Origin of the sequence: Methanobrevibacter sp. (assembly GCF_030539875.1) — an archaeon.
Taxonomy (GTDB): domain Archaea; phylum Methanobacteriota; class Methanobacteria; order Methanobacteriales; family Methanobacteriaceae; genus Methanocatella.
The window spans coordinates 57,739-79,220 of sequence record NZ_JAUNXI010000005.1; the positions used below are offsets into that span (position 1 = coordinate 57,739).

The following is a 21,482-nucleotide window of genomic DNA, read 5'->3' on the forward strand; positions in this document are numbered from 1 at the left end:
GTTTAATACCATGTTTTTAAAATAAATTGACATTCGTTTGTTCTAAAGTAATCGTATTTTAGATTATTCCTAAAATTTTTAGGAACGCTTACTAAAACGGCTTTTGGATGCGGTTTGTCTAAATGAACAAACACCACAGCATTTTCATCATCATAGAAATTGATTTTATCATTTAAACTAATACACTCAGACATCACGTTTTGCCATGGTTTTCCTTTAACAACTCTTGTTGTATCAATAATATACCTTAATTCATATTTTTCACTTTCATCAATTAATAAAAAGTAATTAGCATTTATTATGCTTTTCTTAAAAATTTTAAAGTAATTACAGCTATTAGATTCCTGATCGTGGTTATGGCGGCATTTTCCTTCATTTTGAAAATCTTTTATAACATATTTTTTGTAAAAATCACATTTTACAAGTCTATTTACAGCAAAAACATTGTCCGAATCATCATTAGAACCGATTTTTACACTTGAAATACTACTCTTCTGAGGGATTAGTTCCATTGAAGAGTGAAATTTTGAATCAAAAATTTCTTCATCAACAAATTTTTTATAATTTTTACCAAGTACAACGAATTTCTGATACGAAACGCTATTTGGTATTATTTCACCTTCTTCATTTATAATTGCAAGGCCTGCCATTCCTTTATTGTATTCAAACCATTTATTGGGATTTCCAGGATTGTTAATTAAATTATCTGCAATTTCTGATGTTAAACTTCCTATATTTTCATTTTCTGCCGTGATAATGATTTTTTCACTTGTATTTTCAATAAATGTTAGAATAATTACAAGAATCAGTAAAATTATTATTATAACTGTCATGATTTCTATTGTTGCACTTCCCTTATTATCCATCTTCAATCAACCCATATTTCTTTCTGTGAGATGAATCTAAAATTAAACTATTCCAGTCATCTGGATTAATCTTTTCCCCATTATAATGGTCTGCAAATACAACATGGTCAGAACAGGATAATGACTCATTTTTTAAAGGGGTATGTGTTTGAATAAAAACTTCTAAACCATAATGAGGACATTTTCCTTTTCCTTCCAATCTGCATAAATAACAGCTTCCATCAGCGCTTTCATGAAAATAGCCATTTTTAAGACAATCGTCAAGTATATCCGAATCCCCATGATGGATATATGGATCATAAGGACATTTTTTAATAATTAGTGGTGCCGTTGCTTCAATATATGATTCCGGGGAATCTAGATTATGTAAAAGCATATAACCTGATAGTGCAGTTTTATAATGTATTTTATTATCATATGTTAGGATTCCTGATAAAATAGTTAGTTTGGAAATCGGTAAAGGGTCTCTGAGCCCTTCAATTGAAGTATTTTTCGCAACGATTTTAGAGTATTTTTCTCTGCCTTTTTCAACGTTTAATTTCACTTTAAAAAGTATTTTCCAGGGGGAATTGGTATTTTCAACAGATAGCGTTTCTGAAGTAATCTTTACATCATATTTTTCCTTATATTCTTTATTTTTTTCATTCAATATGTTGTTCAAGTTCTTTTTTATCTGGTCTTTGCTGTTTAATACCGGCAGTCCGTTGTAGACTTTCTGAGTTGCTTTATCTATTGATTTTCTTTGATTAAATTCTAAGTTTTGTATGTAGTCATCAATAATATATTTGAAATTATCATTTTGCTTGAATTCAATATTTTTATTTTGGATGTAATTTATGGAAGTTATGACAAAAATGCAGATTAACAACAACGATATTATTAAAATAGCCGTTGTTCCTATAATCATATTTCCTTTAGAGTCGATTTTCATTTTTAAAATTATATGTCAAAATTTATAAATTAGTTTTGTAAGTGCGACTCTATGACTTAGCACACAAAATTATTACTTTTTTTAAAAAAAAGCTTAAAATGGTAATAAAAATAGTACTTATATATATAATTTAAAATATATATTATCGTATTAAAATATATATGGAGGATTCACATGTCTGATACTGTAAGAACATGGCGTCATATACAACAAAGATACAACCTAATTGGTACAAAATGTAACACCTGTGGTGAATTATTTTTCCCATCTCGTGTAGTTTGTCCTAATTGTAGAAGAAAAGGAAACCTTGAACCTTTCCAATTCTCAGGAAAAGGTAAAATATACACATTTTCAGTAATTAGATCAGCACCTGAAGATTTTAAAAAATCAGCACCTTACGCTGTAGCTGTAATTGAGCTTGAAGAAGGTGCAAAATTAACTTCACAGCTCGTAGACACCGATGTTGATAATATCGAAATTGGTGATGATGTGGAAATGGTATTTAGAAAAATAAGAGAAGATGGAGAGGACGGAGTTATCTCTTATGGGTACAAATTCAAAGTTGTCAAATAATGTTGGCGTAATTTTAGTTAGCCACGGCAGTACTTTACCTTTTGCTCAAGAGGTTTTCACTGAAATTAAAGAGAAGTTCATCAATAAAAGTGGTTTTACTACCGAAGTCGGCTACATGAAAGTATCCGAACCAACTATTTCTGGTGCTGTTGAAGTATTAAAAGAAGAAGTTGATGATTTAAATAAAATTATTGCACTTCCAGTATTTTTAGCTCCGGGAATTCATACTAATATTGATATTCCACAGTTATTAGGTCTTGAACCTTTAGAAGTGGATCCGAGATGCCCTGATGGAAATTATCCAAAAGATCATTACTTATCAATAGCCGGTGACGTTGATTTTGATGGTGAAATTGAGCTGTTAAATTCAATTGGTCCCCGTGATGAACTTTTAGATATTATTGATAAAAGGATTAATGAGGCATTATCCAAATCTAAATTGGATGATAGTGCAAAAACAGGAATTTTACTTGTTACTCATGGTTCCAGATTAAATTATAATAAAGAATTTGCCACAGCATTATATGATAAGTTTGAAAAAACTTGTGATTATCCATCTAGTTTTGGATTTATGGAATTATGCGGTCCAAGCATTCCAGAATCCATTAATAAATTGGTTGATGAAAATGAATTGGAAAGACTGATTGTTGTTCCGGTTTTCATTGCTCCGGGAATGCATACCACTCACGATATTCCACATATCTTAGGATTATTGGATGATCATGAACATACTCACAGCCACAATCACAGCCATGGTCACGACTATGACCATAGTCATGATTTAACCCCTGTTGAGTTTGACGGTGAAATCCTTTATCCGGATTCTATTAATGCAGAGGATATACTAGTTGATATTTTAGTTGATATGGTAAATGAAAAATTATAATTTTTTCATATTTTTTTTAAAAAATTATTTTCTCAAGATTAACTTAATAAAATTTAACTTCAAATTAATAAATAATAAAAAGGATGAATTTAATGTCTGATAATAAAACAGCTATTTTGCTTTTAAGTCATGGTTCTAGATTGGAAGATGGTAAAAAAGTAATTGAAGCTTATAAAGAATTGTATTTAGAAGAATTTCCAGAAGCTATTGTTGATTATGCCTTTATGGAAATTAGAAAACCGGGTATTCAAGAAACAATTAAAAAACTAACTGAAGAAAATGATTTGGATAGAATAATTGTTGTTCCTGTTTTTGTTGCACACGGACTTCATACTAAAAGGGATATTCCAAAATTGCTTGGTATTGAAACCGACTTTGATGCTGAAGAGGCGTCTTCTCATCACCACCACCATCATCACGGACACGATCACGGTCATCATCATCATCATGACCATGATGAGGAGTCCATTGAATTTGATGGTGAAATCATTTTAACCGATCCTCTCGGAATCGATAAGCGTATGTATGAAATTATCAAGGATAGAGTTTCAGAATATTTGTAATTCTGAAATTTCACTTTTTTTACTAAAATTTATTTATTTTAAAATTTATATTATATTCATGTCAGTTAAAGTCTCAGATATTGGTGAAAAAGAGTTAGTTAAATATATTATAGCTAATTCAAAAGATATAACTCCAGATGACACTGCCATTCTTCCAGTTAATGATTTTAATTTGATTTCCACATGCGACATGCTTATTCAGTCAAGGCATTTTCCGGAAAACATGTCTTATTTTGAAATGGGTTTTAAAGCTGTTACTGTTAATGTAAGTGATTTAGCAGCTATGGGTTCTAAACCAATCGGATTTTTATTATCCATTGCACTTTATAGGGATTTGGAAGTTGATAGTTTTAAGGAAATTATTGGTGGTGTATTGGATGCTTGTGAATATTATTCCATTCCATTAATTGGCGGGGATACTAATGAGGCGTCTGAAATTATAATTTCTGGGACTGCTTTAGGATTATGTGACAGGCCACTAATGAAAGACACTTATGGAAAAGATGATTTAATATGCATTACTGGAGATATTGGTCTTGCAGCATTAGGTTTTAATTTAAACACTTCAGATAATATTTACGTTGAAAAGGCACTAAAACCAAAAGCCAGAATTAAAGAAGGACAAATTTTAAAAGAGCATGGTGCAACTTCTGCCACGGATATCAGTGACGGGCTTGCAAGCGAATTATATGAGATTAAAAAAGAAGGCTTCGGATTCATGATACACGAAGAGCTTTTAGGTATCTCTGATGAATATAAAAAGTTAGCAAATAGCCTTAATCTGGATTATTTGGATTTGATACTTCATGTTGGTGAAGATTTTGAATTGCTTTTTACTATTTCAAAAGATAATTTGGATAAATTGCCGATAGATTTTAAGGTTATTGGTGTTGTAACCGATTCTGATGTAGTTGAAATTACCTTAGAAAATGGATCTGTTGAAGAGATTAAAAATAAAGGTTATGAACATTATGTTAGTAAGTAATGAATTATACAGGAAAAGTTCCAAATCCCAAAAAATTCGTTGTGAAATCTGTGCCAACTATTGTAAAATAGCTGATGGCAAGGTGGGAATTTGTCGCCAGCACAGAAATATTAATGGCGAGCTATTTGACGAATCATATGGGGTTGTTTCATCATTAAGTCCAGATCCAATTGAAAAAAAGCCTTTATATAAATTTTTACCTGGAACATTAACATACTCAATCGGGGGTTTTGGCTGTAACATGACCTGTTTGCATTGCCAGAACTATATGATTTCGCATGAATATGATAAAAATTCAAGAGCTATTAAAATAATGCCAGAGACAATTATAGAAAATGCACTTAGTTATGACTGCAAGTCAATTGCTTGGACCTATAATGAACCTACTATACATTTACCATTCAACAAAACTGCTTCTTTTTTAGCTAAACAACATGGCTTAAAAGTAATTTATGTGACAAACGGATATTTTTCACAAAAGTCTGTTGAAGAAATTTTAACTTTTGTAGATGCGTTCAATATAGATTTGAAAGCTATGAATGAAAATTTCTATAAAAAAATTTGTGGTGCAGAATTAAATGTTGTATTGGATAATATTAAAAGGGTTTATGATGAAAATAAACATTTAGAAATTACTAATTTATTAATTAATGGTTATAATGATTCAATTTCTGAAATTACACAACTGTGTGATTTTGTAGTTAATGAATTGGGATCTGAAGTTCCCATTCATTTTTCAAGGGCTTTTCCTTATTATAAAATGAACGATATTTCTCCAACAGATCCCGATATTCTCTTTAAAGCAGCCCAAATAGCTAAGGATAAGGGAATTGCTAATGTTTATTTGGGAAATATCTGATTTGAGGTAAAAAATAATAAAAAAATTTTAAAAAAGTTAATTTATTCAGAAAAACTAACCCTTTCAAATTTTTCAACTGTTTTAAGTGATTTAGTTGCGTCAACTCCAATTTTGGTTGTTGTTCCATCGCTTTCAGCAACGGGGTCAAGAGAAGAACCACGTACATTAGGAACAATCATGATGTCTCTATCTCCTTTAACACGTGTAGATATTGCATATTCAACATCTTCAGCATCAAAGACATTAACGTCAGTATCAACTACAACACAATGCTTAAGTGAAGGATGGGCAGATAATGCAGCCATAATAGCATTTTTACCGTCACCTTCAGTTTGCTTGTTGATGGAAACAACTGCGTGTAACCAGCAACAGCCTCCTTCAGTCAAAACAACATTTTCTACTGTAGGAACAGCATTTTTAACGGCTTTAAATATTCTTGGCTCTTGTGGAAGGCCTTGCAATAATTTATGTTCAAATCCAGCAGGTAAAATCGCATGGTATGCAGGATTTTCTTTTTTAATATGCATTTTTTCCAAGTTAATGATAGGCTGGTCACGAACAATATCATAGGTGTCAGTCAAATCCACGAAAGGACCTTCAGCAATAGTTTCTGTAACTGAAATTTTACCTTCCAGAATTATGTCTGCTTGAGGAACTTCAAGTTCACCGCATTTGATTAATTCCAATTCACCATTTTTAAACGCGTTTGCAACATCCATTTCATTATAATCGATTGGTATTGATGTGGTACTTGCAAGCAATATTGCAGGATCCATTCCAATAGCTATTGCAATTTCCAGGTCTTCACCTTCTTTTTTAGCGTTTTGGAAATAGGTATAGAGATTTCTTGGAACGATTCTAATAACTAACCTTTTATTGTCAAGAACCATCATTCTATGGATTGAAGCATTCTGAATTCCGGAAACAGGGTCACGTGCAAATACAACACCGGAAGTAATATATGCTCCACCATCTCTTTTATAATGGGTTAATATTGGTATTTTGTCCAAATCAATCTCTAAAGTATTATATTCAGAAAAATCAGTAAATTTATCTACTTTAATAGGTTTTTCCATAGCTTCAATAATTTTTTCAGTAATTTCAGAAACTTTACAGTTAATTGATTCTGCAATTTTATCCCTTGTATTACAGATTCCTGAAATAACCGGCATATCGAAGCCTTTTACATTATTGATAATAACTGTATCTTTCGGATATTTTCTCAAAACCTTTGCTACTTCAAATTCACTTGAAAGCTCATCATTGATTTCTATAATGTTTTTTTCATTTAGTTTCATAGTATCCCTACAAATTAATTTTTTTATTTTTCAATTTTCCAAGAAGTTCTGTAATATAATGATTGTTAATAGATAAGATTTCAGCTGCAAGAACGGCGGCGTTTTTACCGTTGTTTATTCCAACAGTTGCAACCGGAACGCCCGGAGGCATACTGACAGTGGTAAGTGGATATTCATCACCTTCTTCGTTGGTACATGGAACTCCAATAACCGGTCTGTCGGTTAATCCTACAAGTCCTCCTGTTACTTGTGAGGAGTTGGAACTAATTCCGATAAATATTTTTGCATTTTTCATTGATTTTACATAAGCTGTGAATTTTTTAGCGGACCTTATTGGACAAACAACTTTGGTGTCATGTGTAATTTTAAGCCTATCTAAAATTGCAGCTACCTTTTTGGCATTTATTAAATCAGTTTGTCTTCCAACAATTATTACAACTTCTGCATCTTCATTTTTGCAGTTAATTTTATCATCATCAAATTCAGGTTCCTTTATGTCGAGATTTTTAACTTTTAAAAAGTTATTTTGAAGGAACTTTCGGTTTTCAATTTTTTCAACAATTTCTTCATTGCTGTTTATAACTTTTAAAGCATATTCTTTTCTTAAATTAATAACTTTTTGACGTACTTCATCATCATGAATTCCAATATATTGGGCTGCAAGTATTGCCGCATTGTCTCCTCTGTCGATTCCTACAGTAGCGATTGGAGAAGGATAAGGCATTTGAATAATTGATTCTAATGCATCCTGACCATTGATTTTAACATCTACTGGCACGCCAATAACAGGTTTCGGTGTATATGCTGCAATTGAACCAGGTAGATGAGCAGCAAGTCCTGCAATACCTATAAATACTTCAATTCCAGCGTTTGTACCTTGAATAACAATTTCACGAACCAAATCTGGTGTTCTATGTGCTGATGCGATTTTTAAACTGTAAGGTATTTCAAGCTTTTCTAAAATATCCATACTTTTCTCAGCAATAGCAATATCTGATCCGCTTCCAAGAATTATCATTATCTTTGGTGTCATCTAAAAATCCTCTTTTGTCTTAATTTTTAATCATTTATGATGTATTGATTTTAAAATATATTAAAGTATCATTGAAAGATTAATTCTATTCCTTTTCAAATCAATATCCAAAACTTTTACATCAACAATATCCCCAACATTAACAATATCCAGGGGATGTTTTACAAATTTATCAGCAACCAACTGTGAAATATGAACCAGTCCGTCTTGGTGAACTCCAATATCAACAAAAGCACCAAAATCCACAATATTTCTAACGGTTCCCTGCATTATCATACCGGTTTCCAGATCTTCTATTGATAACACATTTTTTCTAAGTATTGGCTTTGGCATTTCTTCACGGGGGTCTCTGCCGGGTTTTTTAAGTTCTTTTACAATATCTTTAAGCGTTTCCTGACCAATTTCAAGTTCTTTTGAAATGTCTTCCAGGTCAATATTGTCCAATTTTAAGTTTGAGCTTCCAATATCATCAACAGTAGAATCAAGTTTTTCAAGTAGTTTATATGTGGCATCATATGCTTCCGGATGGATTGTTGTATTATCAAGGGGATACTCGGGGTTATTAACTTTAATAAATCCTGCGCATTGCTCATATGTTTTCTTTCCAAGTTTTTTAACTTTTAACAATTCTTTTCTTGAGGTGAAACTTCCATTTTCTTCTCTGTAGTTTATAATGTTTTTAGCTGTTGAATTTCCAATTCCGGATACATAATTAAGCAAGCTTACAGATGCCGTATTTAAATCCACTCCCACTTCATTTACAACTTTTTCAACAACGCCCGCCAATGATTCGTTTAACTGCTTTTGATTCATATCATGCTGGTATTGGCCAACACCAATAGATTTAGGGTCAATTTTTACAAGTTCGGCTAATGGGTCTTGCAGCCTTCTTGCAATTGAAATAGCACTTCTCTCTCCTTCCGAAAAATCAGGAAATTCATCATCAGCATATTTTGAAGCAGAATAAACTGACGCTCCTGCTTCATTAACAATAATATATTCTACATTAGTGTCTTTGATTATTTTTCCAACGATTTCTTCAGATTCCCTTGATGCGGTTCCATTACCGATAGCTATCACGTTAATGTCATATTTATCAATCAATTGACGTACAGTTTTTATTGATTCGGTAACTTTATTTTGGGGTTGTGTCGGATAAATTAAGGAGGTGTCAAGGACTTTTCCAGTATCGTCAATAACGGCTAGTTTGCATCCGGTTCTAAATGCAGGATCCCAGCCTAGGATGGTTTTTCCAACAAGGGGACTTTCCATTAACAGCTGATTTAAATTTTTAGCAAATACCTCAATTGATTTTTCTTCCGCTTTTTGGCTTAGGCAGTTTCTGATTTCCCTTTGGATTGCAGGAGAAATCAGTCTTTTATATGCATCTTCAATAGCTTCTTTTATGATTGGGGTGGTAAACGGATTGTATTTTATTTTTTCGGGAATTTCAGAGATATTTTTCAGGATGTGCCTGTTTAGATATTTAATTACTTCATCATCATCACAAGCAACTTTCACTTTAATTATCCCCTCTTTTTCAGCTCTGTTGATTGCTAGAATTCTGTGAGGGGGTATCTTTTTAATACTTTCTGCGTAATTATAATAAACTTCATATTCGCTTGACTGTTCCTTGTCTTTTGCTTTTGTCTCAACATGACCAGTATAGAATGTATTATATCTAATTTTTTTTCTGAAATCGGAATTATCTGAAATCTCTTCGCTTATAATGTCTTTGGCACCGTCTATTGCTTCTTTTATAGTTTTAACTTCATCTGTTAAATATTTCTTAGCAATATTTTCAACATTCTCTTTTATGTTTTGCTCTATAATCAGAGTTGCCAGAGGCTCCAAGCCTTTTTCACGGGCTTTACTTGCTCTTGTCTGTCTTTTGCTTTTAAAAGGCCGGTACAAATCTTCAAGTTCAACAAGAGTGTTAACAGTTGAAATTTTATTTTTTAAATTTTCATCTAATTTTCCAAGTTCACCTATTCTTTTAATGATTTTTTCTTTTTTGTCTTCTAAATTCCTTAGATATTTCAGCCTTTCATCAAATTTTCTTAATGTTGTATCATTTAAAGATCCTGTAACATCTTTTCTGTATCTTGCAATAAATGGAATTGTGTTTCCTTCATCAATTAGTTTGATTACTGTTTTTACCTGTCGGGTATCTAAATTCAATTCTTTTTCGAGCGTTTTTGCTATCATTTTTTCACTTAAATTAGTAATTTTTTTATGTAATTTCATTATTACTCCATTAACAATTACATATTTTAAATCATGTTTATTAATCTGTTGAGTAATGTTGCTTGAAAATTTAAAAATTAGAAATTTAGTTATAATACATAGAGTTTTAATAGATGTGGTGAATCTATTTTTCTTATTTTTTATTAACTATTTATATGTTATAAAAAATAATTAAATATTAGTAAATTGTTAATGGGAGAATTTTAAGTGTATTGGTTTTTTCTAATTATTTCTTTTTTACTGGCTAGTATAAAAACTCAAAAACCTAGAAAATATAAAAAAGTTTCAGTTATTATTCCTGCATATAATGAAGAGGATACAGTAGCTAAGGTTGTAGGTGTTGTTAAAAAAGTATCGTATGTAGATGAAATCGTTGTTGTTAATGACGGGTCATCTGACAATACTGAAGCTGAAGCTTTAAAAGCCGGAGCTAAAGTGATTAATCATGAAACTAATAAGGGAAAAGGTGAAGCTTTAAAAACCGGTTATAAAAAAACTGAATGCGATATTATAGTATTTATCGATGCGGATATCTACAATTTAACTTCTAATAAAGTAGAAGCAATGATAAGGCCTATTTTAGATGGAAAGACTGATATTACTAAAACTAAATTTTCTCGTGCAAGCGGTCGTGTTACTGAGCTTACTGCTAAACCATTACTTAATTTTTTCTTCCCTGAAATCTCATTTGAGCAGCCGTTAAGCGGTCAGTTCGCAGCACGCAAGGAAATTTTGAAAAAAATTAATTTTGAAAGTGATTATGGTGTGGATGTAGGTATTGTTATTGATGCTGATGTTTTGGGAATTTCTATTATGGAAGTTGACATTGGTGCTATTGAACATGACATGTCTCCTCTTTCAGATTTAAATTTAATGGCTAATGAGGTTGTAAGAACCATTATAGGTCGTGCTAATAAATATGGAAGAGTCACCATGATTGATGAAATCGGTTATTATATTAGAATGTCAATTGTTGGTTTGTCCTTGATTATTCTTGGTTTATTTACTATATTCTTCGTAAAGTTTGTTCCTTTATCTCTTGGAGTTATAATTTCAATAGTAGGTATTTTGATTTCAATCTGTTACATTATTAAAGTTATTATCAAATCAATCAACATGTTTAAAAAGACGCCAGGCCGCAATCTAGTAAAATCTTTTGTTAAAATCCATTTTCCAATGATTATTTCCATGATTGTATTGCTTTTGATGATTTCAACATTCATTGGAGCTGCACATTTTGATTACGGAGTTTTGTCAATTGAACCTAATTCTAGAAATCTAATCATATATGCAGATGACTCTTCAAGGGATAATCCTATTTCAGTTAGAGGACCTTATACTGTTGATACTGCGATTGAAAATGAATCTGATCAAATACGCGTGCCTGCAGAAGCAATGCTGACATTGGGTGTTAAGGTTAATGACACTATTCAGTTTGACAATGAGAAAATTTATTCAATCAATGAAAGCAGACCTGGCGAAGGGGATGTGTTTAGATTGCCTATCGGAGTTAAGAAATTGTTGGATGTTGATAACGGCGATGTAATTCAAAACAGTCGTTTAAAGGATATTTTCGAAGGCTCTTTGATTACCCATTATTATGATTATAATAATACAACAATTAAAGAAAAGTATATTGTTACATCAAGAGATAAACAGGCGGCAATGTTTGAAGTGTTCCTTAATAATGAATCTATTTTAAATTCATCCGGTATTTTTAAAAATAATCAAACATATGACATTTCTGTTGATGGAGATCAGATAACATCTTTTAATTTTGAAAATAATATGACCGAGTCATTTAAATATGACAACAGCAGTGTAAAAATAGTATTTAAGGATACGAACTCAACTTCAATAAGAGTTTTTGCTCGTGCAAATCAGGGCAATTTCTTAAATTTTTATTTTAAATAAATAGTATAAATCTAAAAGGAGTTGATTCCTTTAGATTTATTTATCATAAGCTTTTACTGCTTCTTCAACATCATCATAAAGGCCTAAAGCCGCAAGTGCGCCAACTTTACCCTGTTCACCTGTAACAGCGATTAATTGAATGTTCAATTCTTCTGCAACTGACTGTGCAGTTTCAACATCCATCATTCCAGATTTTGTGGCAATAGAATATTCTCTTAATTTTTCCGGAATATCTAATCCTTCCAAAATTGCAATTGCTGTTTTATCAGATAGGGTATCTCTTTTAAGAATTTCAATAACTCTATTGACTAACTCTTCTTTTCTAGATTCTTCAACAGCGAATGTTAAAGCGATTGACACACAATTTTGAGTTTTATGAGGGTTATGCGGATACAGCTGGACAATAATATGGTCTAAATATTCAAAATTTTCATTTTCAAGTTCAACACCTAAATTATGCGCCATTGTCCAGGTAGCTCCCGCATCTTTAGTGTCTGTATCGTCAATACCAATTACCACCTTTTCAAGTTTTGGTGTAACGACAGTAGCTTTTCCTGCTTTAGAACCTCCTCCTGCCTGAATAAGTTCAATGTATTTGACACCTTCACCCATTCCTCTGCACATTCCGGCTCCAACACCTGCACCTGCAAGACCTGTGTGAGTCACTTTAACTTCATCACCATCTACAACGATTTCATCTATTCCGGCAGCGTTAAAACTGGCTTTAAGGTCTAATGGTTTTTTGCCAGTATGGCATTTGTAAACATGTTTATTTCCGTCACGATAAGCGGAATCAATTAAATCGGAATTGTTTCTGTATTGATTTAACAGCCAATGTGATCCGGAGATGCATGGGTGATATTCAACGATTTCGACTTTATCACCATCTACCATAGTCAGCACTTTTTCATAAGGCGCAATCCATGGGTCGTTAAATTTTTCTCTTAATTCATTAGGTTTTAAAATTTCCATCTAATCATCTAAATTTCTTTTAGTCTGTCGCACATTTTAATAGCTGCTTCAACTGCACTTTTTGCGTTTTTAACGCGTCTGTGCGCATCTAATCTGGTCATTCCAGGACCGGTAATACCAAGTGCTACCGGAGTATTGTATTCTAATGCCAAATCAGCTATCTTACGGGAAGCATGTTGTGCTACAATTTGATCATGGTCAGTTGCACCTTCAATTACAGCACCTAAAGTGATAATTGCATCATATTCATCTTTTTGCAATAATTTCTTTATTACAAGAGGCATATCAAATACACCAGGAACTGTAACAATTTTTGTAATTTCACAATCTCTATTTTTTGCTTCTGCTTTTGCAAGTTCTAACATCATTTGTGTAATGTCATAATTAAATTCTGCAACTACTGCTGCAATTTCATATTTTACCATTTTAAGTCCCTCTTTATTTTTTTTAAACGTTTCCACTAAATAACAAAAGTAGGAATCCTGCAACCCCACTTACTACCATAATAAATATGATAAAAAGTGCAGCGAACTGTAATTTAGTTAATTTTTTATTCATTATATGTCTCCATTTATAAATTATTTTTAACTTCCTCAGCTAGCTCCATAGTAGTAGATAAACCACCTAAATCACCAGTTAAAATATTACCGTCATTAAGTACTTTTAATATTGCAGCGTCAAATTTATCCGCCGCTTCATCTTCACCAAGATATCTAAGCATCATAATTGCTGAAAGCATCATGGCTATTGGATTTGCTTTACCTTGGCCTGCAATGTCAGGTGCTGAACCGTGAACCGGTTCGAATAATGCTCCATCCTTGCCGATATTGGCGGATGGAATTAAACCAAGTCCTCCAACAAGACCTGCACCTTCATCAGAAAGTATGTCTCCGAAAAGGTTAGTGGTTACAATAACCTCAAAGTCTTCAGGTCTGGTTATCAGATACATTGCAGTTGCATCTACATAATAATCCTCAGTTGCAATTTCAGGATACTTTTCTGCAACTTCATAGAAAATATCTTTAAATAAACCGTCACTTTTCTTTAACACATTAGCCTTGTGAACGCCGGTCACTTTACTTTTATTATGTTCTTTTGCATATTTAAAAGCATAATTAATAATGCGCTCTTCGGCTTCACGTGTAATAATGCGTTTGGCCACAGCACCTTCATCTGTATATCTTTCTTCATCTGCAATATACATCCCTTCTGTATTTTCACGCACTATTATGAAATCTATTTTATCAGATAATGATTGGGTGTTTGGATAGGATTTTACAGGTCTTAAATTCGCAAACATCTTCAGTTCTTGGCGAATTTTAACAATCACATCAGCTGCAGTTTCACCTGCCGCACCAAATAAGCATGCATCTGCATTTCTGATAATGTCTAATGTTTTATCAGGAAGGGCAGCACCGTTTTTTTTCAAACATTCGTCTCCGGCTTCTGCATAAATATAATTAAAATCAATATCCAAAGCATCTAAAACATATATTGCCGCTTCCATTACTTCACTACCTATTCCGTCACCGGGAATAACAGCAATTTGATAATTATCTTTTTTTGAGGTATTCAATTAAACCACCTTTTTCCAGTATTTCTAACATGAATGGAGGCAATTTTTTAAACGTGATTATTTCTCCATTTTGAGATTTTATAGTAGCATTCTCCATGTCGATTTCAATTTCTTCCCCATTTTCTATAATTTTACTAACTCCAGGAGCTTCTAAAAGGGGAATTCCAACATTTATCGCATTTCTGTAAAATATTCTTGCAAATGACTCGGCAATTACGGCAACCACGCCAGCACCTTTAAGGGCTATTGGAGCATGTTCTCTAGAAGATCCGCACCCGAAATTAGTTCCTGCAACAATAAAATCTCCTTGTTTGCATTTTTCATTAAAATTAGGATCTAAACCTTCCATGCAATGAGCTGATAATGTTTCTTCATCAGTATAAATTAAATATTTTCCCGGAACTATAATATCAGTATCAATGTCATTTCCAAATTTCCATGCTGTTCCTTTCATATTTTCACTCCGGAGCCACTATTTTTCCTTCAATTGCTGAAGCGGCAGCAACAGCAGCAGAGGATAAAAATACTTTCCCGTCAGGACTTCCTTGTCTTCCTTTAAAGTTTCTATTTGATGTTGAAAGGCTTACTTCATCAGGTCCAATAATTCCTGTGTGTCCTCCAAGACAAGGACCGCAGCACGGAGCGGATACAAGCGCTCCGGATTCAACAAATATTTTAATTAGTCCTTCATCTAAGGCTTTTATATAAACTTCTTTTGATGCCGGAATAACCAACATTCTAGTGTCTTTAGCTATTTTTTTACCTTTCAATAATTTTGCAGCATCTCTCAGGTCACTTAATCTGCCGTTTGTACAGGAACCCAAAAATACCTGGTCAATTTCTTGGTCCACTTCACTTATCGGTTTTACATTATCCACGTTGTGAGGGCAAGCTACTTGAGGCTCTAAATCACCCACATCAATATCAATAATATTAAGTGAAGAGGAATCCAAATCAGTTTTAAATATTTCGTAAGGTTTATTAGAACGTTTTTCAACATAATTTATGGTTTTTTCATCAGGCTCGACTAAACCGGTTTTTCCGCCCATTTCAATTGCCATGTTGCATAAGACCATTCTATCTGAAACAGTCATTTTTGAGACAGTATCTCCTGCAAATTCACATGCTTTGTAAGTTGAGCCATCAGCACCCATTTTACCAATAACATGTAAGATTACATCTTTGGCATAAACATTTTCTTTTAAATCTCCTGTGATATTGAATCTATTTGTTTCAGGCACTTTTAGCCATAATTTGCCTTCAGCAAACACCATTGCCATATCAGTTGATCCAATACCAGTTGAAAATGCTCCCAATGCTCCGTGTGTACATGTATGGGAATCTGCACCAACAATCACTTCTCCAGGCACCACATGACCTAATTCCGGTAAGATTTGATGACAGACTCCTGCATTTACATCATAAAAATGTTCAATATCATGTTTTTTAACGAATTCTCTCATTATCATATGATTATTTGCTGAGTCAATAGAATCTGCTGGGACTTGATGGTCAAATGGTATAACAATTTTTGATGAATCCCAAACTTTTTCAGTACCAATTTTTTCAAAAGATTCAACTGAAAGGGGGCCAGTTAAATCATGGGCCATTGCTACATCAATATTTGCTATAACTATGTCGCCAGCTTCTACATTATCATTACCTGAAGCTTTAGCTAGTATTTTTTCTGACATTGTTGGCATATTGTAAACCTCTTATAATATTAATAATATATAATTCCTAAAATATATAATCGTTACTTTATTTTTTAAAATTTAAGTTTTAATAATATTTTATATAATATGTTAAACAAAAATAAGGCACATGAGCAACTCAATTTTCAATAGATTTAAAAAAAAAGAAACTCCTGTAATTGAGGAAAAACCTCCTATTTGGGAAGATAGGATTTTTTGGATTTCAACTTTACAAAAAATAGCTTTTCCAGTTTTGAGTAATTTGGCAAACGAGTCTCTTAGGAAAAAAATGCCTAATGAGTCAGCCACTGTTGACGGTAAAAAATTCACTCACTTTGACGCTTTTGCAAGAGTATTTAATGGAATTGCACCTTGGTTGGAACTTGGTGTTGATGCATCAGAAGAGGGCAAGCTCCGTGAAAAATATATTTACATGACCTTGGAAGCTATTTCGAATTCGATTAATCCAAGAAGTAATGATTATATTTTTGTTGTGGAGTCTAAACAATCGTTGGTTGATGTTGCTTTATTTGCTCAGGGATTGCTCAGAGCTAAAAATCAAATCTGGATTAATTTGCCTGTTAAAGTTCAGGCTAAAATTATTCAGGAACTTAAAAATTCAAGAATCATCGCTCCTTATGAAAATCACTGGTTATTGTATACTTCCATGATTGAAGCTGCTCTTTTAGAATTCACCGGTGAATGCGATAAGGAACGTTTAGTTTATGGTGTGCGCAAGTTCAGATATGAATTGTATAGAGGGGATTCAATTTATTCTGATGGTGGAGATTTTGAAGTAGGTTATTATAACAGTCTATTTATTCATCCTTTACTCAATGATATCTTGACTGTAATGAGAAAATATAACCTTCAGGACGGTGAATTTTTAGACGTACAATTAATGAGGTCTTCCAGATTAGCATCTCAACTTGAAAGAGTGATTTCGCCTGAAGGAACTTATCCATTAATTGGAAAATTCTTATCTTACCGTTGCGGCATTTTTCATCTTATGTCACAAGCGGCTTTACTTCAGTTACTGCCGAAAAACATTAATCCGGCTCAGGTTAGATCTGCTCTTACAAAGGTTTTAAAAACTCAATTTTCCAATAACAATAATTTTGATTCTGACGGATGGCTGATTATTGGTATGAATGGTTTACAAACTGATATTTCAGATATTAACACTAATACTGGCACTCTTTATTCATGCTGTGCAATTTTCTTACCTTTAGGTTTGAATATGGATGATACTTTTTGGAAAGCACCTTTTGCACAATGGAGCAGTCTTAAAGCATGGAATGGGGATTCAATCCCTCAAGACCAATCTATTAATTTTTAGTTTAGTTCATATAGGTTCCCGTAATTATATAATTTAATTTCATCTGGAACTTCACTTATTATATTTTTTGTATCAAATATTATTGGATCTTTCACACAATTTTTAATTAAATCATAGTCCAAATGCTTGAATTCGTTATGGTCACAAAGAACCAGAATCAAATCAGCATCTTTAATAGCTTCATCAAAACTTAAAAAATCAGGGTTTTTGATGTGAGGGTCATGAATGGCAATCTCATAATCTCCGTTTAATTTGTCTATTATATTATAAGCAGGACTTTCCCTATCGTCATCTGTATTTCCTTTATAGGAAACGCCAAGTATAGCTATTTTACCTTTTTTTATGATTTTTTTAACATTTTCACAGACGAAATCAGGCATTGAATTATTTGTATCTCTTGCCAGCTTAATAATCTTGGCAGTTTCTGGAGATTTTGCATATATGAAATACGGATCAATAGCAAGACAATGTCCTCCAACACCAGGTCCCGGTGAATGGAGATTAACTCTTGGGTGTTTATTTGCCATTTTGATAACATCAAGTGCATTAACGCCTATTTTAGCACAAATTTTAGTAAGTTCATTTGCAAGTGCAATGTTTACATCTCTAAAGGTATTCTCCATGCATTTTGATAGTTCTGCAGTTTTTGCTTCAGTAAGTATTAATTCTCCTTCAACAAACTGCCCGTAAACTTCACTTGCTTTTTTAGCACATTCAAGTGTAACACCACCAACAATGCGGTCGTTATGAATTAATTCGTCAATGATTTTTCCGGGAAGGACTCTTTCAGGACAATGTGCAAGATATAAGTCTTCACCAACGGTGAAACCGGCATTTTCAAATATTGGTTTTATAGTTTCATCAGTTGACATAGGAGCAATGGTGGATTCAATAATGACAACATTTCCTTTTTCTAAATAAGGCAATATTGATTTGCATGCATTAATGACATAGCTTAAATCGCAACTGTAATTTTCAACAATATATGGTGTCGGTACAGTTATGATAAAAGCATCTGCTTTATGTGGAGTTAAACTAGCAATATAACTCTTGTTTTCTATTGCATTTTTAATTAGGTCTTTTATTCCCGGTTCTTCAATGTGAATGATACCATTGTTTAAGTTGTTAATCATTTCTTCTGAAACATCTACTCCAACCACTTCACAGTGACTCCTTGAGAAAAGTGCGGCGGTTGGAAGTCCAATATAACCTTGACCTATAATACATACTTTCATAATTTTAGCTCCATTGTTTTAAATATTAAGTATAATATATATAAAAACTATATATTAAAGTTTTTAAGTGATTGTATGAGAATTTTAATAGCTGGTTCTAACGGAATGTTGGGCAATGATTTAAAAGAAGTTTTACAGGATAAACATGAATTAATACTTACAACTTCAAAAACAATGGATATTACAAATAAAAATCATACAATAGATTTTATTTCTAATGAAAAGCCGGATATTGTTATTAATTCAGCTGCATATACTGATGTTGATGGCTGTGAAGAAAATCAGGATGTTGCATATGCAGTAAACGGAAAAGGGGTTAAAAATCTCGCTCTTGCTTGTAGAGCGGTTGACTGTCCTCTTGTCCATATAAGCACTGACTACATCTTCAATGGTAAAAATGATAGGCCATGGGTCGAAAATGATGAAGCCGATCCGATTAGTGTTTATGGCAAAAGTAAACTTAAAGGAGAGGAAGCTATTTTAGAAATCCTTGACAAGTTCTTTATTGTAAGGACTGCATGGTTATACGGTGTTAATGGCCGAAATTTCCCAAAAACAATGCTTGAACTTGCAGAAAACCATTCTGAAATCACTGTTGTTTATGATGAGATTGGAACTCCCACATATGCCATGGATTTGGCTAATGCCATTAGCCAATTAATTGAAACCGATTTTTATGGCATCTATCATATTACCAATTCCGGAAGTTGTTCATGGTGCGAATTTGCAAGATATATTTTTGAAGTTGCTAATGTTGATGTTAATGTGATTCCAGTTACAGCATCTGAATTTGCCCGTGCCGCTCCGCGTCCAAGTTATTCTGTTTTAAAAAATAAAACTTGGGTTGAAAATGGATTCAAACCACTTAGAAGTTACAAAGATGCAATCAGTGAATACATAGGACTGATCAAATGAATTAATTTTGAATATGCATTGCTTTGTTGGGTATTGTGCCACAGGGGCAGATTTTTTGATTTTCTACATGGAGTAATAATTCAGGTAATGCTGTGAAAATGAATTTTTAAAATTTAAGATATTATATTAATTATAAAAAATAATATTAATTTAAGTGATAATTATGAAAGGTATAGTGCTTGCAGGTGGTTCTGGAACTCGTCTTTATCCTATTACAAAAGCCGTTTCAAAACAGTTATTGCCGTTATATGACAAACCGATGATTTACTACCCTATTTCTGTTTTAATGCTTGCCGGAATTAAAGAAATATTAATTATCTCAACTCCTAGAGATTTGCCTATGTACAGGGATCTTTTAGGCGATGGGACAAGCTTAGGAATTAAATTTTCGTATGCTGTTCAGGAAAATCCTAACGGTCTTGCAGAAGCGTTTATTATTGGTCAGGATTTTATTGGTGGGGATAATGTTGCATTAATTTTAGGAGATAATGTATTTCATGGTCACAGATTCACCGAAATTCTTGAAAAAGCAACTAATTTAAAAGAAGGTGCATTAATTTTTGGTTATTATACAAATAACCCTGAAGCATTTGGTGTTGTTGAATTTGATGAGGATGGAAATGTAATGTCCATTGAAGAAAAACCGGATAATCCTAAATCAAACTACATTGTTCCAGGTCTTTATTTCTATGATAATGATGTAATTGAAATAGCTAAAAATGTAGATCCATCTTCAAGAGGTGAAGTTGAAATTACTTCTGTTAATGAGGAGTATCTCAAACGCGGTAAACTTAAGGTCGAGCTTTTAGGAAGAGGTATGGCCTGGCTTGATACAGGAACTCATGAAGGGCTTTTAGAAGCAGCTAATTTCATCGAAACTATCCAAAAAAGGCAAAGTTTGTATATTGCGTGTCTTGAAGAAATTGCATTTCTTAAAGGATATATAACTAAAGAACAGTTGTTAAAAACTGCTCATGAACTTAAAAAAACTGATTATGGGCAGTATTTATTTAATTTAGCTAAAAAGTGATTATATGGCAAAGTTTGAATTTGCAAAAACAGATATTGAAGGCATATTTGTAGTTCAACCTACTGTTTTTGAAGATAACAGAGGATATTTCATGGAAACATATCATGAAAAGGAGTTTAAAGATGCGGGATATGATTTAACTTTTGTTCAGGATAATCAAGCAAAATCAACAAAAGGAGTCCTTAGGGGCTTACATTTGCAAGTTAATTATCCGCAAGGCAAATTGGTTCGTGTTATTAAGGGAGAAGTATTTGATGTTGCTGTTGATTTAAGAGCTAATTCTCCTACTTACGGCAAATGGTTCGGCACTATTTTATCTGAAGAAAATAAAAAACAGTTATTCATCCCTCCAAAATTTGCTCACGGTTATCTGGTATTGTCTGATGAAGCGGAATTTGTTTATAAATGCACAGAATTTTATAATAGTGAAGATGAAAGTGGGATTAAATGGAATGATGAGGATATATCTATTGACTGGCCATTGGATGATGTTGAAGAGGTAATTTTGTCAGATAAAGATAAAAAATGGCCTAGTTTTAAGGATTCTCAAATTAAATATGAGTGAT

The 21,482-nt window shown here is 32.7% G+C and carries 21 protein-coding genes; 10 read left to right on the top strand and 11 right to left on the bottom strand.

Annotated features, from left to right (window positions below):
• Window positions 1-2: 2 nt before the first annotated feature.
• Together Q4Q16_RS02885 and Q4Q16_RS02890 are read right to left on the bottom strand one after the other, a co-directional pair.
• Entirely contained in the window at window positions 3-866 is an 864-nt protein-coding gene (locus tag Q4Q16_RS02885) for a hypothetical protein (protein WP_303346124.1), read from the bottom strand.
• Window positions 859-1,797, bottom strand: a complete 939-nt coding sequence (locus Q4Q16_RS02890) for a hypothetical protein (RefSeq protein WP_303346125.1) — start codon at window positions 1,795-1,797, stop codon at window positions 859-861. The genes Q4Q16_RS02885 and Q4Q16_RS02890 overlap by 8 nt, the downstream gene beginning before the upstream one ends.
• A 174-nt stretch (window positions 1,798-1,971) precedes the next feature.
• On the opposite strand from Q4Q16_RS02890, the gene Q4Q16_RS02895 reads away from it, so the two are divergent.
• The 5 genes from Q4Q16_RS02895 (at window position 1,972) to amrS (ending at window position 5,663) form a co-directional block, all read left to right on the top strand.
• On the top strand, window positions 1,972-2,370 hold the full coding sequence (locus Q4Q16_RS02895) for a Zn-ribbon domain-containing OB-fold protein (protein WP_303346127.1): 399 nt from the start codon (window positions 1,972-1,974) through the stop codon (window positions 2,368-2,370).
• On the top strand, window positions 2,342-3,256 hold the full coding sequence (cfbA, locus tag Q4Q16_RS02900; protein ID WP_303346129.1) for a sirohydrochlorin nickelochelatase: 915 nt from the start codon (window positions 2,342-2,344) through the stop codon (window positions 3,254-3,256). Before Q4Q16_RS02895 ends, cfbA (Q4Q16_RS02900) begins: the two co-directional genes overlap by 29 nt.
• A gap of 83 nt (window positions 3,257-3,339) precedes the next feature.
• Window positions 3,340-3,819, top strand: coding sequence for a sirohydrochlorin nickelochelatase (gene cfbA, locus Q4Q16_RS02905; RefSeq protein WP_303346131.1), 480 nt, complete (start codon window positions 3,340-3,342; stop codon window positions 3,817-3,819).
• A gap of 58 nt (window positions 3,820-3,877) precedes the next feature.
• Window positions 3,878-4,804, top strand: a complete 927-nt coding sequence (gene thiL / locus Q4Q16_RS02910; protein WP_303346133.1) for a thiamine-phosphate kinase — start codon at window positions 3,878-3,880, stop codon at window positions 4,802-4,804.
• Window positions 4,791-5,663 (top strand): AmmeMemoRadiSam system radical SAM enzyme, encoded by an 873-nt coding sequence (gene amrS / locus Q4Q16_RS02915; RefSeq protein WP_303346135.1) that lies wholly within the window; start codon window positions 4,791-4,793, stop codon window positions 5,661-5,663. The genes thiL and amrS overlap by 14 nt, the downstream gene beginning before the upstream one ends.
• Before the next feature lie 41 nt (window positions 5,664-5,704).
• On the opposite strand, the gene Q4Q16_RS02920 is transcribed toward amrS, so the two are convergent.
• Genes Q4Q16_RS02920 through Q4Q16_RS02930 form a run of 3 tightly spaced genes read right to left on the bottom strand, consistent with a single transcriptional unit; the run spans window position 5,705 to window position 10,202 of the window.
• Entirely contained in the window at window positions 5,705-6,961 is a 1,257-nt protein-coding gene (locus tag Q4Q16_RS02920; protein ID WP_303346136.1) for a UbiD family decarboxylase, read from the bottom strand.
• A 7-nt stretch (window positions 6,962-6,968) separates the two neighbouring features.
• A complete protein-coding gene (purE, locus tag Q4Q16_RS02925) occupies window positions 6,969-7,994 on the bottom strand; it encodes a 5-(carboxyamino)imidazole ribonucleotide mutase (protein ID WP_303346137.1) in 1,026 nt (341 codons plus the stop codon).
• A 60-nt stretch (window positions 7,995-8,054) separates the two neighbouring features.
• On the bottom strand, window positions 8,055-10,202 hold the full coding sequence (locus Q4Q16_RS02930; RefSeq protein ID WP_368660208.1) for a Tex family protein: 2,148 nt from the start codon (window positions 10,200-10,202) through the stop codon (window positions 8,055-8,057).
• Window positions 10,203-10,448: 246 nt separating this feature from the next.
• Here Q4Q16_RS02930 and Q4Q16_RS02935 point away from each other — a divergent pair, with 246 nt between their 5' ends.
• Window positions 10,449-12,155 (top strand): glycosyltransferase, encoded by a 1,707-nt coding sequence (locus tag Q4Q16_RS02935; RefSeq protein WP_303346140.1) that lies wholly within the window; start codon window positions 10,449-10,451, stop codon window positions 12,153-12,155.
• Window positions 12,156-12,191: 36 nt separating this feature from the next.
• Here Q4Q16_RS02935 and mmp11 read toward each other — a convergent pair whose 3' ends face one another.
• The 5 genes from mmp11 to hacA form a co-directional block, all read right to left on the bottom strand.
• Entirely contained in the window at window positions 12,192-13,127 is a 936-nt protein-coding gene (gene mmp11, locus Q4Q16_RS02940) for a methanogenesis marker protein 11 (protein ID WP_303346141.1), read from the bottom strand.
• Window positions 13,128-13,135: 8 nt separating this feature from the next.
• Complete coding sequence (gene ribH, locus Q4Q16_RS02945; RefSeq protein WP_303346142.1) at window positions 13,136-13,552, bottom strand: 6,7-dimethyl-8-ribityllumazine synthase; 417 nt, start codon at window positions 13,550-13,552, stop codon at window positions 13,136-13,138.
• Window positions 13,553-13,698: 146 nt separating this feature from the next.
• Window positions 13,699-14,703, bottom strand: a complete 1,005-nt coding sequence (locus tag Q4Q16_RS02950; protein WP_303346143.1) for an isocitrate/isopropylmalate family dehydrogenase — start codon at window positions 14,701-14,703, stop codon at window positions 13,699-13,701.
• Window positions 14,681-15,157 (bottom strand): 3-isopropylmalate dehydratase small subunit, encoded by a 477-nt coding sequence (locus Q4Q16_RS02955; RefSeq protein WP_303346144.1) that lies wholly within the window; start codon window positions 15,155-15,157, stop codon window positions 14,681-14,683. The genes Q4Q16_RS02950 and Q4Q16_RS02955 overlap by 23 nt, the downstream gene beginning before the upstream one ends.
• A 4-nt stretch (window positions 15,158-15,161) precedes the next feature.
• On the bottom strand, window positions 15,162-16,406 hold the full coding sequence (gene hacA / locus Q4Q16_RS02960; protein ID WP_303346145.1) for a homoaconitase large subunit: 1,245 nt from the start codon (window positions 16,404-16,406) through the stop codon (window positions 15,162-15,164).
• A 121-nt stretch (window positions 16,407-16,527) separates the two neighbouring features.
• Between hacA and Q4Q16_RS02965 the strand changes: the two genes are divergently transcribed.
• Entirely contained in the window at window positions 16,528-17,736 is a 1,209-nt protein-coding gene (locus Q4Q16_RS02965) for a DUF2264 domain-containing protein (RefSeq protein WP_303346147.1), read from the top strand.
• Here the strand turns inward: Q4Q16_RS02965 and Q4Q16_RS02970 are convergent.
• The gene (locus Q4Q16_RS02970) at window positions 17,733-18,971 is read right to left on the bottom strand and encodes a nucleotide sugar dehydrogenase (RefSeq protein ID WP_303346149.1); all 1,239 of its coding nucleotides are present in this window, start codon (window positions 18,969-18,971) and stop codon (window positions 17,733-17,735) included. The genes Q4Q16_RS02965 and Q4Q16_RS02970 overlap by 4 nt on opposite strands.
• Window positions 18,972-19,046: 75 nt before the next feature.
• Here Q4Q16_RS02970 and rfbD point away from each other — a divergent pair, with 75 nt between their 5' ends.
• From rfbD to rfbC, 3 genes are all read left to right on the top strand, one after another.
• A complete protein-coding gene (rfbD, locus tag Q4Q16_RS02975; RefSeq protein WP_303346151.1) occupies window positions 19,047-19,886 on the top strand; it encodes a dTDP-4-dehydrorhamnose reductase in 840 nt (279 codons plus the stop codon).
• A 163-nt stretch (window positions 19,887-20,049) separates the two neighbouring features.
• On the top strand, window positions 20,050-20,916 hold the full coding sequence (rfbA, locus tag Q4Q16_RS02980; protein ID WP_303346152.1) for a glucose-1-phosphate thymidylyltransferase RfbA: 867 nt from the start codon (window positions 20,050-20,052) through the stop codon (window positions 20,914-20,916).
• Window positions 20,917-20,920: 4 nt separating this feature from the next.
• Window positions 20,921-21,481 carry a dTDP-4-dehydrorhamnose 3,5-epimerase gene (gene rfbC / locus Q4Q16_RS02985; RefSeq protein ID WP_303346154.1) on the top strand — a complete coding sequence of 187 codons (561 nt, stop codon included), beginning with the start codon at window positions 20,921-20,923 and terminating at the stop codon, window positions 21,479-21,481.
• Window position 21,482: the final 1 nt, after the last annotated feature.

Bases quoted from the DNA above. Each gene is read 5' to 3' on its own strand.
- mmp11 (WP_303346141.1), bottom strand. From the start codon at position 13,127: ATGGAAATTTTAAAACCTAATGAATTAAGAGAAAAATTTAACGACCCA.
- thiL (WP_303346133.1), top strand. From the start codon at position 3,878: ATGTCAGTTAAAGTCTCAGATATTGGTGAAAAAGAGTTAGTTAAATAT.
- Q4Q16_RS02895 (WP_303346127.1), top strand. From the start codon at position 1,972: ATGTCTGATACTGTAAGAACATGGCGTCATATACAACAAAGATACAAC.
- Q4Q16_RS02885 (WP_303346124.1), bottom strand. From the start codon at position 866: ATGGATAATAAGGGAAGTGCAACAATAGAAATCATGACAGTTATAATA.
- Q4Q16_RS02920 (WP_303346136.1), bottom strand. From the start codon at position 6,961: ATGAAACTAAATGAAAAAAACATTATAGAAATCAATGATGAGCTTTCA.
- Q4Q16_RS02890 (WP_303346125.1), bottom strand. From the start codon at position 1,797: ATGAAAATCGACTCTAAAGGAAATATGATTATAGGAACAACGGCTATT.
- Q4Q16_RS02970 (WP_303346149.1), bottom strand. From the start codon at position 18,971: ATGAAAGTATGTATTATAGGTCAAGGTTATATTGGACTTCCAACCGCC.
- ribH (WP_303346142.1), bottom strand. From the start codon at position 13,552: ATGGTAAAATATGAAATTGCAGCAGTAGTTGCAGAATTTAATTATGAC.
- cfbA (WP_303346131.1), top strand. From the start codon at position 3,340: ATGAATTTAATGTCTGATAATAAAACAGCTATTTTGCTTTTAAGTCAT.
- Q4Q16_RS02930 (WP_368660208.1), bottom strand. From the start codon at position 10,202: ATGATAGCAAAAACGCTCGAAAAAGAATTGAATTTAGATACCCGACAG.
- hacA (WP_303346145.1), bottom strand. From the start codon at position 16,406: ATGCCAACAATGTCAGAAAAAATACTAGCTAAAGCTTCAGGTAATGAT.
- Q4Q16_RS02965 (WP_303346147.1), top strand. From the start codon at position 16,528: ATGAGCAACTCAATTTTCAATAGATTTAAAAAAAAAGAAACTCCTGTA.
- rfbD (WP_303346151.1), top strand. From the start codon at position 19,047: ATGAGAATTTTAATAGCTGGTTCTAACGGAATGTTGGGCAATGATTTA.
- rfbC (WP_303346154.1), top strand. From the start codon at position 20,921: ATGGCAAAGTTTGAATTTGCAAAAACAGATATTGAAGGCATATTTGTA.
- purE (WP_303346137.1), bottom strand. From the start codon at position 7,994: ATGACACCAAAGATAATGATAATTCTTGGAAGCGGATCAGATATTGCT.
- Q4Q16_RS02955 (WP_303346144.1), bottom strand. From the start codon at position 15,157: ATGAAAGGAACAGCATGGAAATTTGGAAATGACATTGATACTGATATT.
- rfbA (WP_303346152.1), top strand. From the start codon at position 20,050: ATGAAAGGTATAGTGCTTGCAGGTGGTTCTGGAACTCGTCTTTATCCT.
- amrS (WP_303346135.1), top strand. From the start codon at position 4,791: ATGTTAGTAAGTAATGAATTATACAGGAAAAGTTCCAAATCCCAAAAA.
- cfbA (WP_303346129.1), top strand. From the start codon at position 2,342: ATGGGTACAAATTCAAAGTTGTCAAATAATGTTGGCGTAATTTTAGTT.